The following is a 15,287-nucleotide window of genomic DNA, read 5'->3' as shown; positions in this document are numbered from 1 at the left end:
GGCAAATTATAGGAGCTTAACGGCCAGGATCGTCGAGAGCCAGGGCGCTAAAACGCAAACCGTACTTCCACCTGCCGCTGAACCAGGGGGGGAATTTCCAGTGGTTCGATCAGCGGTTGGTTTTCTTGGACACATTCGGACCAGGGAGGAATCTGATCGGTCTGATAATAACGCTCGACGTAGCGCCAATCCGTCGCCACAAAATCGCTATACCATTGGTCCAAATCCCGTACCCCCGCCTCGTGCAGTAGTTGCAGGCCGAAGCGCGCGGCGGTGTACTCATAATTGTGTAGCACCCGCATAAAGCGGGCCTTGTCCGTGGTATTGACCAAGTCGGTCAATTCCTCCGCCAGCGACGGGGCCACCCATTGGACCGAATGGCCAAACAGGTGCAGCAGAATAAAGCATTGCATTTCAAAATCGACATCCGGGTCTAATACGATTCGCAATCCGTCAAAGATTCCCGTGCGGGGAGGTTCTAAATCGCGGTACTCCAACACAAAACCCCGCTTGATAATCCGGGAAGTGCATTTGAGCCATAGCTCTACCAAAGGCAATGGCGGCATTCGCCCCACCAGCCGCGCACCAATCAATTCTGAGCCGGAAATGAGAGCCATGCAGAGTTAATTAAATTTTGAATAAAACAATTTTTACCTTTCATCATCCTGCGATTTCCCGCGTCACTTTTGCTAAAACAACGTCGGTTGGGAGCTTTCAGGAGGTTTCTCGGGGGGTAAAAGCCCCAGGTGCGTAAATCCCCGGTCAGTCAGTTTGCGCCCCCGGGGCGTGCGAATGACCAACTCGCTGCGCAGCAAAAATGGCTCCACCTCGTCCGCCAGCGTGTCCGGCGCGGTATTCATTGTATGGGCGAGCGCCTCCACGCCCACTGGCCCCCCCTGAAACACGCGGGCCAAGGTCTCTAAGTATTTGCGGTCCTGGCCATCCAGGCCCAGCAGATCGATCGCCTGCATGGCCAGGGCTTCCCGGGTCACGGCCAGGGTGACCGCGCCGTCCGCCCGACTGGTGGCAAAATCGCGCACCCAGCGAAGACGATTGTTCGCCAAGCGGGGGGTTCCGCGGCTGCGCTGGGCGATTTCTAGCTTGCTGGCGGTGTCGATGGGCAAACGGAGTTTGAGCGCATTGCGGCCGATAATTTCGGCCAGTTCCTCAATGCTGTAAAAATCCAGATGTTCGCGCATATGAAAGCGGTCGCGGAGCGGGGCCGATATCAACCCCGTCCGGGTGGTTGCCCCAATCAGCGTGAATGGCCGCAAGGGCATATTCAGCGTGCGGGCGGACATCCCTTCGCCCAGAGTGATATCGATTCGAAAGTCCTCCATCGCGGGATACAAAAATTCCTCGACCGCCTTGGGCATGCGGTGAATTTCATCAATAAACAGGACGGACTGCTCTTCGGCGTTGGTCAAGTAGGGAACCAAATCCTTCGGCGCCATGAGCGTGGCCCCGCTGGCAATTTGCAGGCTTTTGCCCAATTCGCGGGGAATGCAGGTGGCAAAGGTGGTCTTACCTAGTCCCGGAGGGCCATCAAATAGGATATGGCCCAAGGTTTCACCCCGTTTGCGCGCGGCGTCGACGGCGATCATGATTCGCTCAAAGACAGCGCGTTGTCCGACCATCTCCCCCAGTTGCGCGGGGCGCAAGTCAACCTCTGGTCCGTCGGCGGGACCGGATTTGGCGGCGGTAAGGAGGGTCTCGCGGGGCATGGAATACAATTAAGAATTCAGAATTAAAAATGAAGAATGAGCAGCAAATAAAAAATTGTTCATTATGAATTATTCATTGTTGAATGTTACTTTGGTTCCGTCATACTCCACGGATCCAGGGCGGCGGTCAGCGTGTCTGGGGGAAGGATAGCCTGTTCCACGCATAGTTCGCGGATGGTTTTACCGCTGGCAAAAGCTTCTTTGGCCAGCTTGGCCGCTTTTTCATAACCGATATGCGGATTGAGGCTGGTGACCATGGACAGGCTTTTTTCCACGCTGGCGTTGCATGCTTCTTCGTTGGCTTCCATTTCCAGGGCACAAAACTCAACAAAGGCGTTCACTCCGCGGGCTAGCAAGAGCGCGCTTTGCAATACCGCGTGCCCCATCACCGGCATCATGATATTCAACTGAAATTGCCCCCCACTCGCGCCGCATAACGCGACCGTGGCGTCATTGCCAATCACCCAGGCGGTGAGTTGCATCAGGCTTTCGCACATGACGGGGTTGACCTTTCCCGGCATGATGGAGCTACCGGGTTGACGGTCGGGCAGTTTGACCTCATAAAAGCCACAGCGCGGGCCGCTTCCCAGCCAACGGATATTGTTGGCGATGTTAAACAGCGTCACGGCGATGGTGCGCAAATTGCCGCTGCATTCGACCAGGCCATCACGTTGGGCGTTGGCCTCAAAATGATTGAGAGCCTCGTGAAATTGGATGCCGGTCTCTTCTGTCAGTACCTGCGCCACCCTCGTTCCAAATTCTGGATGCGTGTTGATCCCCGTGCCGACCGCCGTCCCCCCCGCGGGCAGTTCGTCCACGCTTTCGATAGCCCAATGCGCCAGTTGAATCGCCCGATCCAGTTGGCGAGCAAATCCACCAAATTCCTGGCCTAGGCGCAGCGGCGTGGCATCGGCCAGATGGGTGCGTCCAATTTTGATGATTTTATCCCAGGCTTGGGATTTTTCCTCCAGCACATCGCGAAACCGCTCGAGCGCGGGAAGCAAATGCGTATTGACCGCCATCGCCACCGCCACATGGATGGCCGTGGGAAACATGTCATTGGTGGACTGGCCCATGTTGACATGGTCATTGGGATGGACGGGCTTGGCCGCGGCCAGACGATCCCCCGCCAGCAGTTCGATCGCGCGGTTGGCGATGACCTCGTTCACATTCATATTGCTGGAGGTGCCAGAACCGGTTTGGAACACATCAATGGGAAAGTGCTCGTCAAATTTTCCCTCGGCCACTTCGCGGGCGGCCTGCAACAGCGCGGCGACCTGCGCGTCGGTCAGGGGATATTTGCCTGTGCCGGTCAGCTTGCCCAGGTCGCGATTGGCAATGGCCGCGGCATACTTGACCAGCCCCAGGGCGTGAATGAGTTCCGGCAGCAGCGGCCAACCACTAATGGGAAAATTTTCGACCGCGCGTTGTGTCTGGGCCGAATAATACGCCTGCGCGGGGACGCGCACTTCTCCCATGGAATCATGTTCCAGCCGAAAATCCGCCATGCCAACTCCCGCAATGATAGACCCAGCACTGACAGTGCCATACCCAAAAAAATATCCCGCCAATTCCCCCTATCGTACCGTTTTTTAGTGTGGGTGGGGAGGGTGGTGGCTCCCGCCAGTTTGAAGTTTTACGGGTGTTATTGTGCAAATATTAGCAAGCGGATTTATTTTACAGGAGTCAGCAAAGGCAAATGCTGCGTAAAATTCCTCTGCTCGCTTTGCTACCTCCTGTTTAAAACAAAAGGTAGTTTTTACAAAAGTCAACGCGGGAAGCGAAGTTAGTATAATCAAAGTGCTCCAATTTCTTGTTTACTTCGTTTCCTTATGCTTAATATGAATTCCTAAAGGCATTGAACAGGAAGTAACGGAGGAAGCGGATAAATATCAAAACACAATCATTTCCTCTGCTTTTTCCTGTTCATATTTTGCACAGTCTTACAGCCGTTCGGTCCAGGACGCTTGTGAATATTTTTCTTGCGCCAATTCTTCGATCAGCCCCAGGGGGGGATTTGCTAATTCCGTCTCGGCGGCAAAGGCTCTTCGCAGAGCCGCTGTCAACGCCGCTCGGTTCGTGGGTAAATTTGTCACGAACTCGCCATGCGCGCGCCCCGCGCGGTAATCAGGCGTGCGGGGAGGCTCGCCCAGATAGCGCGCAATTTGTGCCAAATCAAAATCATAGAGCAGCGTTCCATGATAAAGCAGGTGCGTGCGGCGGCAACGGAGGGAATTGCCCGAAAATTTTTTTCCCACTAGAGTAAGGTCGCTAATCCCCTCGATTTTCACGGTCGACGGCGCCACCCCGCCTGACGGTAGCTCTTGCCCGCCGGTCCTGGCCGCCAGCGCCGCATCGCACGCCGCCGCGACCCGGCCTAGCACATATTGGTGGGCAACGGGGATTGATTGTAATTCTGGACGACATAGCGTGCTTAACACCACCGCGTACATCAGGCATCCCGGCCCCGCGACAATCGCCGCCCCGCCGCTGGGCCTGCGCAAGATCGGCACGCCATTCGCTATGCAAGCGGAGAGCCGCGCTTCGCTGGCAAATTTGGATGATGCCCCCAGGACCACGCAGGGGCGGGGACTTTCCCACAGGCGCAGAGTTTCGGTTGTATACGATTTCCGCGCGGTGAGCTGGTCGTGCAGAGAGAGCCAAGTTAGCGCGGCGGACTCGGCGGATTGTAAAAGCGCTTCATCGGCGGCCAGGTTTTCCGCTGGCGTGTTATATGTAAAATCCCAAAAGTACATGCCACGCGGTGGGTTATAACAAAAAAATTTATTGCCAGATAGCCAGTTGAGAGCCTATATCAATAACGGAAGGTACCTTTTAACCACGAGGTTGGTGCCATTGGCTCATCCTAAAGTTAATGAATCTGATTGCCAAGGGTGGACAAGCGCCCCAACTCCTTGATTAACGGTTGACGTTGTCCCCCCGCCGCCTAAACTAATGGTAACAAGATACCTAAGAATTTGTATCAATCTGATAAATCCGCCGCGCCCCCCATCATGACTGAATTTCCCAAAGCCTCCGGTAATTATTCGCCCGACCGCGCGTTGCCGCCGGTGCAGGCCCCCACGACCGGCTTTTTGGTGCAATTGTTTGTCATTCCGGGGTTGATTGTCTTGGCTATCGTCCTGGTTTGGCTGTTATTTAATTGGCTGGCCCACATGGGGAGCAATCCCCAGGCGGAATTGGCGGCGCTGAAGCTGAATAACGCGGGGCGTTGGCAGTCGGCGTACAACTTATCCGAACAATTGCGCCAGGATCAGGCGGGGATCATTCGGGGCGACCCGAAATTTGCCGCGGAACTGGCGGGCGTGCTGGAAACATCCCTCGCCGCCGAGGATAATTCTGGCGAAGCGGCCAAGCTGCGCATCTTTTTGTGCCAGGCGTTGGGAATGTTCACGGTGGATCAGGGGGTGCCAGCGCTCATCAAAGCCGCCGAAACGGCAGTCGCCAAAAAAGACCCCATGCTGCACAATGTCGCGCTCGAGGCCCTGGCCAATACCATTGTTCGCAACGAAGCCCAACAACAATTGGCAAAAAATGCAAATTCTCCCGCCGCGGCGATCGCCCCCTGGCCACGCCAGGAGCGGATCTTGGGCGTGTTGCAAACTGCCGCGGCCAATGAAGACCTGCGCGTCCGGACCAGGGCGGCCTATGTCTTGGGTGAATTTTCTTCCCCCGCCGCCGCTCAAACATTAACCGGCATGCTGTACGACAAAAGCTGGCAGGTGCGGTTTAACGCAGCCACCAGTCTGGCCAAGCGGGGGGATGTGGCGGCGATCCCCGTGCTGGTGGAAATGTTAGAGATTCAACCGCGGGAGTTAGTCGATGAATTGCCCCCGGCCAATGATAATTGGCAAAGTCCCCCCAGTAATGAGGATTTGCGTCGGATGGTGGTCAAGAACGGCCTGCAGGCCACGTTGGCATTGCGCCAAGCCAACTCCGCCGAGCCCCCTGCCAATTTAATGGCCGCTATCGAACGTTTGACCGCCGACCCGGACCGGGAATTGGCAGATATTGCCCGTGACACCCAGGCCGCCTTACCGCGGGCCGCCCCTGCGGAAGCAAAGTGATTTTTGGAAAACTTGTTGTTGCATTATCCACCTTTTACACAGGAAAAATACCATGGCCGCTACCCCCGCTGAAATCATCGACATGCTCAAGACCTCTTATAATATGGAGCTAGAGACTGTCCTGAATTACCTGAACTACAGCATCAATTTGGATGGCGTTCGGGCCGAGGAAATCAAAAAATCCCTCGCTGGCGACGTTACAGCCGAAATTATGCACGCCCAGCAATTAGGCGCGCGGATCAAGCAGTTGGGCGGACAGGTGGAGGGGGCCATCGGGCTGAAATTTGGCTCGCAAATTCCCCCCAGTACCACCACGACCGATGTGGTCCATGCCATCAAGGCCGTCATCAACGCCGAGGAAGCGGCCTGTGCCCAATACAAAAAAATCATCCAAGCCTGCGAAGGTGAAGATTACATCACCCAAGACCTATGTGTTCGGCTGATGGCCGACGAAGCGGAACATTTGTCGCAATTCCGCGGCTTTTTAAAGGAATACACCCAGGGGTAGGAGGGGGAGTAAGAAGTGAGAATGATGAATGCAGAATGAAATACAAAACATTCATCATTCTGCATCGCCCGCCTCCCGCTTTATGCGGAATATTCCGGGGCAATCAATTTTATCATTTAATCCGCCGCCGCGGGCCGGGCTAAGCTCCCGGTCGTCGGCGGTTCGATAGATTCTATAACACAAGTTATTTTTCGCCCTTCCACGCAATCATTGCCCAAGTACGCGACCTGACGGCTCGCTTTGGATTGTGTTTCGAAGGCGTCATCCCCGCCGCTGACTGGCAGGGGATCGTACGGCAAAACGGTCATGGAGAGCCGGCTTTGCGCACGTCCAGGGGAAAAGGATTTCCCATTCCCTGGTGTCACATCATGCGGATGCACATTCCCCCCCATGGGCGGAAGCTGGCGGAATTTACCCCCGGGCACAAACCGTCCATCCTGGTTATTGACGATGAACCGGACATGGTCGCGGCCCTGGCCAAGGTTCTCTCCCTGGCCGATTACACGTGCCATTGTTGCCATGATGTGGAGGGCGCGATCCAGTGCGTCACCACCAATGCGCCCGATTTGATCATTAGCGATATCAATCTGGGGGGGGATAGCGGATTGCGCCTGTGCGAGCAAATCAAGCGCGATTTGGGCCTTAGTCAAATCCCGGTGATCTTTCTGTCCGGGGCGCAAATTCCCGATATTATCCGCCGCGCGCACGAGGCGGGGGGAACGTATTATCTGCGCAAACCCTTTGATCCGCAGGTGCTGCTAGAGTTAGTCGATAAGGCGCTCTGGATGCCGCATCTGGTCAGCGCGGTGGGTCGGCGGTAGAGAAAACTACAATTTATTACCCACCGAAAAGGTTTGATTTTGTGCCAAGAGCTATGTTAGGGTAACAGATGGTAGCTGTCTGTTCCCTGGGAACTTGCTTCTGATATACGCACTAGCGATTGAGTATTAATGACGAACCACTTGCCGCGCTTTTACTACAGCTGGTAACTGCCTCCCCCCTACTCTTCCGCCGCGCCCCGGATCGCCGCGCTCACGGTTTTGACACCTTGCGGCTGGTAGGTATTCCAGGGACCATCGACGTTACCGTCGGGCCAGGTGGCTGGATCGGCGTACAGGTCGTCTTCGTCCTGATACTGCCGCTGCAGGCGGGCCAGTTCGTCCTTTAGTTCGGCGAACTTGGCGGCGATGGCCGGGTTTTGCGCGTCGCTCGCGGCATGCAATAAATTACGCTGCTCGTGCGGATCGGCCGTCAGGTCGAACAACTCATACGCGTTTTGCTTCCAATAATGGATGAGTTTGTGTGTGGCTGTGCGCACGCCCAGGTGCGCCTTGGTGTTGTGATGCCCGGGGTCGTGGTAGTAGCGGTAATACATGCTAGCGCGCCAGTCCCGCGGCGATTCACCGCGTAGCAGCGGAGCAATGGACCGCCCTTGCATGGACGGCGGCACCGGCAACCCGGCCAAGTCCAGAAATGTCGGCGCCAGGTCGATATTCAGCACGAACTGATCGGGGACGATCCCAGCTTTTACGCCGGGGCCGCGGGCGAGCAGCGGGACATTCAAGCCCGGCTCGTACATAAATCGCTTGTCGTACAGGCCCAAATCCCCCAAATACCAGCCGTTGTCGGCGGAGTAGATCACGATAGTGTTTTCGGCCAGACCGGATTTGTCCAGATAATCGAGAATCTGGCCCACGCTGTCGTCCACCCCTTGGACGCAGCCCAGATAATCGCGCATGTATTTTTGGTATTTCCACCGCGTCAAATCCTGGCCGGTCAGCAGTTTGCCGTCCACCTCAAGTTCGGTTGGCGACTGATGCAGCCAGTCTTGCAGCGCTGGGCCTTGTAGTTCGGCCGGAGGGATAAGTTTAAGATCGTGGCGGGTCAGGTCGCGGGCCACGGTTTGTTCGTTGCTTGGCAGCGCCGCGGGGCGCGTGGCGTAATCATCCCAGAGGGTCGCGGGTTCGGGGATCACTTTGTCCCGAAACATTTCGATATGCCGGGTGGCCGGTTGCCAAGCGCGATGCGGCGCCTTGTGATGCAGCATCAAAAAGAATGGCTGATCCGCCGGCCGCGTTTTGAGCCACTCGATCCCCAATTCCGTCGTGATGTCGGTGCAATGCCCGGTGAGGGTGAGCTTCTTTTTTCCCGGCAGCAGAAACTGCGGATTCCAGTACGCCCCCTGCCCGGGAAGCACAATCCAGCGGTCAAACCCGGTGGGGTCGCTTCCCAGATGCCACTTGCCGATCATGCCGGTATGGTAACCCCCGGCCTGCAGATGACGGGCCACATGGTCGCGGCTGGCGTCAAAGCGGTTAAAGACCGGCACGCCATTGCGGTGCGAATATTGCCCGGTCAGCAGCGTCGCGCGGCTGGGCGTGCAGATGGAGTTAGTAACAAAGCTGTTGGCGAACCGCGCGCCACCGTTTGCCAGCCGGTCCAGATGGGGCGTTTGATTGACCCGGGACCCATAGGCGGAAATGGCATGCCGCGCGTGGTCGTCGGAAAAAATAAACAAGATATTTGGCCGGGAGGGGGTGCCCTCCGCCGCGGTCAATACAGCTGGCAACGCGCACCAAATGGCGGTAAACAAACTGAGTCTGGGTTGCATACGGGACCAGGGTAAAAGAAGATAATTGTAAAGAGCCGCAATCCTGGTGGACAGGAACCAGTATAAAACACTTCCTAGGGCTTTGTCACAGTTAAAAATTTGAGTTAGACAAATCAGCCGCTGGGCGCTAGCCCACGGTTTTTGCCATTCCAACCGTGGGCTAGCGCCCTACGGCTCATCCGCAACGAATCGTTGACAAAGCACTCGTTTTTGTAAAGAAATTTTCCGCCCTATGTGAATAAGTTCAATAGTTTCCGCTGCGCTTTAGCCCAATTCCACGCCGGCCACATCCAAGGGAGAGGGCTTGCAAGATTCGGGAAGCAGAATAAGCATCTGGCCGTTGCTGTGTTGGACTTGCAAGCCGCCAAGAAGTTGCGATTGTTCGAGCAATGACGCCAAATTTTGCTGGGCTTCGCTGACAGTTTGCATGGCTTAGGTAAGCTCCCCCACGTGAACACCCGCTGCTGTCGCAAATTCGTTTAAACGCGCATCTAAACGCAGTAGCGAACAATTTTGTCGAATTGCTCCCAAAATGACATAGGAATCATAAGCATTTATTTTTGCCACTAAGTTGGCAAACTTTGCGGCTTGTGCCGACTTTTGCTCAGGCGGGCGGTATGCCGGTCGATAACCAGAGATGACACGCCCCGCGGTTTCACGGAGGAGACCGCCCCCCGCACGCCGTGCTGCTAGCATTATCCCGCCGGCAACGCCGCCCCACATCCCCCAGGATGCCCTTTCATGGATGGATCCTTTCTTTCCCGCTATAGCTTGTGGATCTTGGCCGTTGCGGTCTTTTTGTTGCCGTTTGCGGCGATTGGCTCTATCCGCGCCAAGCAAGCCAATAAAAACGACGTGCGCAACTGGATTCCCCAGCAATACGAAGAAACCCAGGTCTATGCCGAATTTCGCAAGCAATTCACCGGTGAGGAGTTCCTCTTGGTCAGTTGGGAGGGTTGCACCCGCAAATCCCCCCGCTTGCGCGACCTGGAACTAAAACTGCTGCCGCCGATGGAAATTCTGTATCGGGGCGAAAGTGAACCCCAACGGATCGAGGATTTTGACGAGGCTAAACTGGCTATCGCCGCCCGGCAACAGCGGGATCACGCCCAGACAGCCGCAGCCAACTCTCCCGATTCCCCCGCGAGCGAACCTCTCCCCCTGCTGACATTTACCCCCTGGGTGGCGCAAGTCCCCCCGGAATATCAAACCCAATTGCAAGAACTGGCCCGCACGGTGCCGCCGGAGCAGCTTTTGGCCGCTGCCGCCACCGCGGGGATACCCATTCGCGAATACGCGTATGTCTTTGCGTTGGCGGAAGATGTTGGCGACCCCAGCCAGCCCAATACCGAACTGGCCCTGGCGACGATCGTGCGGGACCAGGCGCGCTATTTTAAGCACGTTCTCAGCGGACCGCGGGCATTGGGCCAGCTTCTCGCGCGGAATGTGGGCCTGGACGAGGAAACCGCCGCCGCCAAGCTGACGGGTTTGCTGTTTGGCCCCCGGCACAAGACTAGCGGCAATCGGTTTGTCCACAAGTATTCACCCGACGGGGAGCCCCTGGACCCGGAGTCGCTGCGTCCGCTGGAGGAGGGAGATTACCAAGAAATCCCCTTGGATGAGCGGCAAACCTGCGTGGTGGTGACACTTTCGGAAAAAGGACTGCTGGACAAAAAAGGGGCGTTAGAGGAATTGCGCCGCATCGCGATCGAGGATTGCTGCATTCCGGAACAAGCGCTGCATATTGGCGGGCCCCCGGCGGACAATGTCACCATTGACGAAGCGGGCAATAAAAGCCTGAACACGCTAGCGGGCCTGGCGGTGGGGATCGGCTTTATTGTGTCGTGGTTTAGCTTGCGCAGTTGGAAGCTGGTGCTGATTGTGATATCGGCGGGGATTTATAGTTCGATCCTGAGCCTCAGTCTGGTCTGGTGGACCGGCGCGCCGGTGGACGCGATTCTGTTTACCATGCCTTCCTTGGTCTATGTGGCCACGACCTCGGGCGCGATCCATCTGTCAAATTATTACCGCGATTTATTGCTGGAGGGGCATCCCCGCGCGGGGGCCGGGACCGCCGCGCTCAAACACGCGGCTCTGCCGCTGGCCCTGGCCACCGGGACCACCGCCGTCGGCCTGGCCACGCTTTGCCTGACGGAATTGGTGCCGATTTACTACTTTGGGCTTTATTCGGCCATCGGAGTGGTGGTAAGCGGCTTGCTGCTGGTGTTTTATATTCCCGCGCTACTGGAATTGTGGCAGCCCGATGTGGCCCGACCCACCCCGGCTCCCCTGCCCGTGACCGCCACGCACACCCACCTGCGCGAGGATGGCTTTTTCTGGCGCGCGGGACAGTGGATTCTGACTCATCACGGCATCGCCGCCGCGACGTGCCTGCTAGTCATGGGCGTGGTGGGTTATGGCATGGTGTACGCGCAGACGTCGGTCCAGTTGATGCGGTTGCTTTCCCCGCGAGAACGGCTGCTGGCCGATTACCGTTGGTTGGAAGAGCGCCTAGGTCCCCTAGTGCCGATGGAAGTGGTGTTACGCTTGCCCAAGCCGACCGACGAGGAGACCGCCGACCTGCGGTTTTATGATCGGCTGGAACTGGTTGATTGCATCCGCGCGAGTATCGAGGAAATTCCCGAAGTCGGCAGTACGATCACCACGCTGACTTTTATGCAAAATCTGGAGGACTTGCCGACGCCGCGCTTTGGCGGAACGGAGTTCAAAGAGTCGTTCCTAAACAAACTGCTGCTGAAACACCGCCCGGAACTTTTGACGGGGGATTTTTTGCGCGATGTGCCGGCCCCCGACAACCCCGGGGCACAAGAGGAAATCTGGCGAATCAGCGCCCGGGTGAGCGCGCTAAAAAACGTGGATTACGCCCGGTTTATCACGGACTTAAAGAGCCATGTCGAGCCGGTGGTCAGCGGGTATCTCATTGGCAAACAAGAGGACGAAGTTGCCAGCCTGATGGAAAAGCTAGAGCGGGCCGATAGCGGCGAAATCGCCGAACTGCAATCGCGCCTGGCCGCCGCCCAAGCCCGCCTGCGGACATCGGAGCTAAACGAGGCGCTGGCCACCACGCTGCCTGCCTGGGCAGACAACCGCAGCCTGCGCGCGGGGGTGTATGTGCAATACACGGGGGTGGTCCCGCTGGTATACAAGGCGCAACATTCCCTGGTGGGAGGGATGCTCTTTGGATTTGTCACCGATTTTGCGTTGATTGTCATCGTGATGATGTTAGTCTGCCGCGATTGGTCGGCGGGAATGGTGCTGCTGCTCCCCAGCGCTTTTCCCGCCGTCTTGGTGTTTGGCGGCATGGGCTGGATGCATGCCATTCTCTCGGGCAATGGCTGGGGAAATATGTTTATCGATATCGGTTTTGTGCTAGCGCCCGCGGTCGCGCTGGGGGTGACCGTGGACGATGTGGTTCACTTTATGTTGTGGTTTCGCAAGGGAACCCTGGAGGGAATGAACCGCAAGGAAGCGACGGAGCTGGCCTATCGCGGCTGTGCCCGCGCCATGTACCAAAGCTGGGGGGTGATCGGCATTGGCCTGGCGGCGTTTTCGCTCAGCCCGTTTATGCCCACGAGAAACTTTGGCCTGATGATGGTTTCGATGCTGACCGTGGCGCTCGTGGGAAATTTGGTATTGTTACCGGCGATCTTGGCCGGTCCGGGAGGGGCGATCTTTGCCTGGGGGATCCTGCGCAAGGCGAACCGGCGGCCAGCGCGCCATGCTGATGCCGAAATGACAAACAACCCGTCCGAGGAGACAATCTTTTTGCCCGTGGCCGAGGCCATTCCTGGACCAGGGATTAGCGATCCCGCTCCGGAAGTTGACCTGCCGCTGTTTTTTCCTTTGGGAACGGATTATCACGACCAGCATTCCTCGGCGGAGCCGCACATCACCGGGCCTTCGATCTCCGAGCCGCACATCATGCCCCTGCCGTTTTCCAGTAATCACAGCCGGGACGACGCCCAACCGACGATCCCGCTGCCGCATTTGCAGTCCGAGCGTCTGCGCCGCGCATTGGAAAAGAGATAACGGGGAATGATGCGGTCGTAGGAAGCATTGTTTTCCCAACTGTCGCAAAAACATTGGCGTGACACAAGGAGTCTACAGGCCGGTCGCTTCACTTTCCCAAATCAGCTCCAGGGCGTCTGATTCACGGAATAAATGATTTAACGACTGATTTGCAATAATTCTGCGCTTGCCTATCCACTATCCCTCCGGGGTTCTCGCTAAGGCTCATCCCCCGAATCAAAGTTAGAAGGAAGAATGCAGAATGATGAATGGGATTGCAGCAATTCCGCCTTCATCGTGCGTACTTCTAACTTCACTCACGAGGTTCTCGCTAAGGCTCATTCCCGCCTCTCTCCTCTCTCCTCCCGCCTCCCGTCTCTCGCCTCTCGTCTCCCGTCTCTCGCCTCCCATCTCCCGCCTCCCGCCTCTTACCCCGGCACGCTTAGCGGTTGGCCGTTATCTTTTGCCCCCAACTGTAGTAAAAATGGCACCGCCCGCGCCGCCCAATTGTCCGGGGATGGATAACGGGCGGCGTCGTCCGCCCAAGCTTGGCGGAGCATGTCGGTGTGGATCACGCCCGGGTTGAGCGGGACGGCGGCCATGCCGCGGGGAAGTTCCAGCGCCAGGGCGGCGGTTAGCCCCTCGATGGCGTATTTACTGGCGCAGTACGGCGCGACACGGGGGGAAACGCCGCGTCCCCAGCCAGAGCTAAGGTTGACAATCACGCCCGACTGGCGGGCAACCATGGCGGGAACCACATGGCGGATCACGTTGGCAACGCCGTTGACGTTAACCGCCATCAGGGTGTCAAACTCCCCGGCGGAGACCTCCCACAAGCTCGCCGGCGTGTTCATCAGGGCCGCGTTATTGATGAGCAAGTCCACGGGACCGGCGTCCAGCACTTGCCGGGCAAATGCGGCCACTGCGGCGTCGGACGTGACATCCACAGCGGCGAATAGATGCGGGGCGGGATATTGCCGGGTCAACTGGGCGATGACTCCCTCGTCCCGCGCGCAACCCGCGACGGTGTGTCCCAAGGAAATAAACGGTTCGAGCAACGCCCGGCCGAGGCCGCGCGAACAACCAGTAATGAGGATACGCATGGGGGGCAGTTTGAATTAAAAATTAGTGTGGATTGTGGGCGCCACCGTAATCATCAGATTGAATCGGTAACTAATTATTGTACTCACTTTTGATTCCACTGATGGCTACTTAATGTAACAGCGGATTTTTACTGATTAGGTTAACGTATAACCCGCAACATCCGCGTTACTGTAACATTGATTTTGGATATTTGTGTTAAAAACATAGCTATCACGTGAGCGTCGTGTTAAAATAAAATTTATTCGACTTTTTTAGTGCCAAATGTGTAGTGGACCCCAAGCGCTGGACCACTTTGCGCTTGGTAAATGTTGTAATTTTTTGCTTCCCCCCGCGGGGGGAAGCAAAAAATTACCCAGTCTTTGCAGCCTGCCTGGGCCGCGTAGGTCAGCCAACCTGCCATCTTGTCGAGTTCTTTCTCACTGCTTGCCGGTAGCGTTCATTCAACCGTTCCTGGTGCATGACATCACTCCTGGCAACGTGCCTGCCCGGGAGATTCTCGCTCATGCCGCTTGATGCACGACCCACGGCGTCCGATAGTTGAGTGCCTGATGCGGGCGCTCGTAATTGTAAAACTCAAAGTAGGCGGTCAAGCCGCGTTCCAATGCCAGTGGCGAAGCATAACAACGCAAGTAAATGTCTTCGTACTTCACACTTCGCCACAGGCGCTCGATGAACACGTTATCCAAGGCCCGCCCACGACGGGGTACCCGCTTGCGGGTCATACTGATCGCGATCTTGGCTTTTGTTAATCGGCTCGTGAAGGCCAGGCTCGTGAATTGGGAACCTTGATCGGTATTAAAAATCTCTGGTGGGCGAAAGTTCTCCAGGGCCTCGTCGAGTGCCTCGCAACAAAACGTTTCCGCCAGCGTGTTTGACAATCGCCAGCTCAACACCTGGCGGCTGAACCAATCGATCACGGCGGTCAAATACATAAACCCATCGCTCAGCGGCACGTAGGTGATGTCGGTGCTCCACACGTGATTGGGGCGCAAAATCTCCACATTTCGTAGCAGGTAGGGGTAAATCTTGTGCCCCGGTTGCGGGACCGTGGTACGGCGTCCGGGCGCTTGACCGGCCAAGCCCATCACCCGCATTAACCGCTGCGCGTGTTTGCGATTCACGTCTAATTCAATCGCCATGCGGCGACTGCCATAAAACGGGGTCCGCAGGTATTGCTCGTCGATCCGGCGCATCAGCGCGAGGTTCTCGGGCGTCTCGGTCGC

The 15,287-nt window shown here is 56.9% G+C and carries 12 protein-coding genes and 1 pseudogene; 4 read left to right on the top strand and 9 right to left on the bottom strand.

Annotated elements, in window-relative coordinates; translation table 11 throughout:
- Positions 1 to 47 precede the first annotated feature (47 nt).
- From SFX18_01260 to SFX18_01245, 4 genes are all read right to left on the bottom strand, one after another.
- Positions 48 to 617 carry a hypothetical protein gene (locus SFX18_01260; GenBank protein MDX1961747.1) on the bottom strand — a complete coding sequence of 190 codons (570 nt, stop codon included), beginning with the start codon at positions 615 to 617 and terminating at the stop codon, positions 48 to 50.
- Between the two features lie 72 nt (positions 618 to 689).
- Complete coding sequence (ruvB, locus tag SFX18_01255) at positions 690 to 1,724, bottom strand: Holliday junction branch migration DNA helicase RuvB (protein ID MDX1961746.1); 1,035 nt, start codon at positions 1,722 to 1,724, stop codon at positions 690 to 692.
- An 86-nt stretch (positions 1,725 to 1,810) separates the two neighbouring features.
- On the bottom strand, positions 1,811 to 3,232 hold the full coding sequence (locus tag SFX18_01250) for a class II fumarate hydratase (GenBank protein ID MDX1961745.1): 1,422 nt from the start codon (positions 3,230 to 3,232) through the stop codon (positions 1,811 to 1,813).
- A 435-nt stretch (positions 3,233 to 3,667) separates the two neighbouring features.
- Positions 3,668 to 4,480: a hypothetical protein gene (locus SFX18_01245; GenBank protein ID MDX1961744.1), complete on the bottom strand. Its 813-nt coding sequence runs from the start codon at positions 4,478 to 4,480 to the stop codon at positions 3,668 to 3,670.
- Positions 4,481 to 4,738: 258 nt separating this feature from the next.
- Here SFX18_01245 and SFX18_01240 point away from each other — a divergent pair, with 258 nt between their 5' ends.
- The gene (locus SFX18_01240; protein MDX1961743.1) at positions 4,739 to 5,812 is read left to right on the top strand and encodes a HEAT repeat domain-containing protein; all 1,074 of its coding nucleotides are present in this window, start codon (positions 4,739 to 4,741) and stop codon (positions 5,810 to 5,812) included.
- A 52-nt stretch (positions 5,813 to 5,864) separates the two neighbouring features.
- Positions 5,865 to 6,320 carry a ferritin-like domain-containing protein gene (locus SFX18_01235; GenBank protein MDX1961742.1) on the top strand — a complete coding sequence of 152 codons (456 nt, stop codon included), beginning with the start codon at positions 5,865 to 5,867 and terminating at the stop codon, positions 6,318 to 6,320.
- A gap of 116 nt (positions 6,321 to 6,436) precedes the next feature.
- Here the strand turns inward: SFX18_01235 and SFX18_01230 are convergent, their stop codons facing one another.
- Positions 6,437 to 6,628: a hypothetical protein gene (locus SFX18_01230; protein MDX1961741.1), complete on the bottom strand. Its 192-nt coding sequence runs from the start codon at positions 6,626 to 6,628 to the stop codon at positions 6,437 to 6,439.
- A gap of 60 nt (positions 6,629 to 6,688) precedes the next feature.
- Here SFX18_01230 and SFX18_01225 point away from each other — a divergent pair, with 60 nt between their 5' ends.
- Positions 6,689 to 7,141, top strand: coding sequence for a response regulator (locus SFX18_01225; protein ID MDX1961740.1), 453 nt, complete (start codon positions 6,689 to 6,691; stop codon positions 7,139 to 7,141).
- Between the two features lie 179 nt (positions 7,142 to 7,320).
- Here the strand turns inward: SFX18_01225 and SFX18_01220 are convergent, their stop codons facing one another.
- Positions 7,321 to 8,931 carry a sulfatase gene (locus tag SFX18_01220; protein MDX1961739.1) on the bottom strand — a complete coding sequence of 537 codons (1,611 nt, stop codon included), beginning with the start codon at positions 8,929 to 8,931 and terminating at the stop codon, positions 7,321 to 7,323.
- 264 nt (positions 8,932 to 9,195) lie between these two features.
- Complete coding sequence (locus SFX18_01215) at positions 9,196 to 9,360, bottom strand: hypothetical protein (protein MDX1961738.1); 165 nt, start codon at positions 9,358 to 9,360, stop codon at positions 9,196 to 9,198.
- 312 nt (positions 9,361 to 9,672) lie between these two features.
- Here SFX18_01215 and SFX18_01210 point away from each other — a divergent pair, with 312 nt between their 5' ends.
- The gene (locus tag SFX18_01210; protein MDX1961737.1) at positions 9,673 to 12,981 is read left to right on the top strand and encodes an MMPL family transporter; all 3,309 of its coding nucleotides are present in this window, start codon (positions 9,673 to 9,675) and stop codon (positions 12,979 to 12,981) included.
- A gap of 407 nt (positions 12,982 to 13,388) precedes the next feature.
- Here SFX18_01210 and SFX18_01205 read toward each other — a convergent pair whose 3' ends face one another.
- Complete coding sequence (locus tag SFX18_01205; GenBank protein MDX1961736.1) at positions 13,389 to 14,063, bottom strand: SDR family oxidoreductase; 675 nt, start codon at positions 14,061 to 14,063, stop codon at positions 13,389 to 13,391.
- 525 nt (positions 14,064 to 14,588) lie between these two features.
- Positions 14,589 to 15,287 (bottom strand): annotated as a pseudogene (locus SFX18_01200) (IS3 family transposase).

Source organism: Pirellulales bacterium (assembly GCA_033762255.1).
Classification (GTDB): domain Bacteria; phylum Planctomycetota; class Planctomycetia; order Pirellulales; family JALHPA01; genus JANRLT01.
Note: the sequence above shows the minus strand (reverse complement) of the source record. Positions and strands in the feature narration are given on the sequence as shown.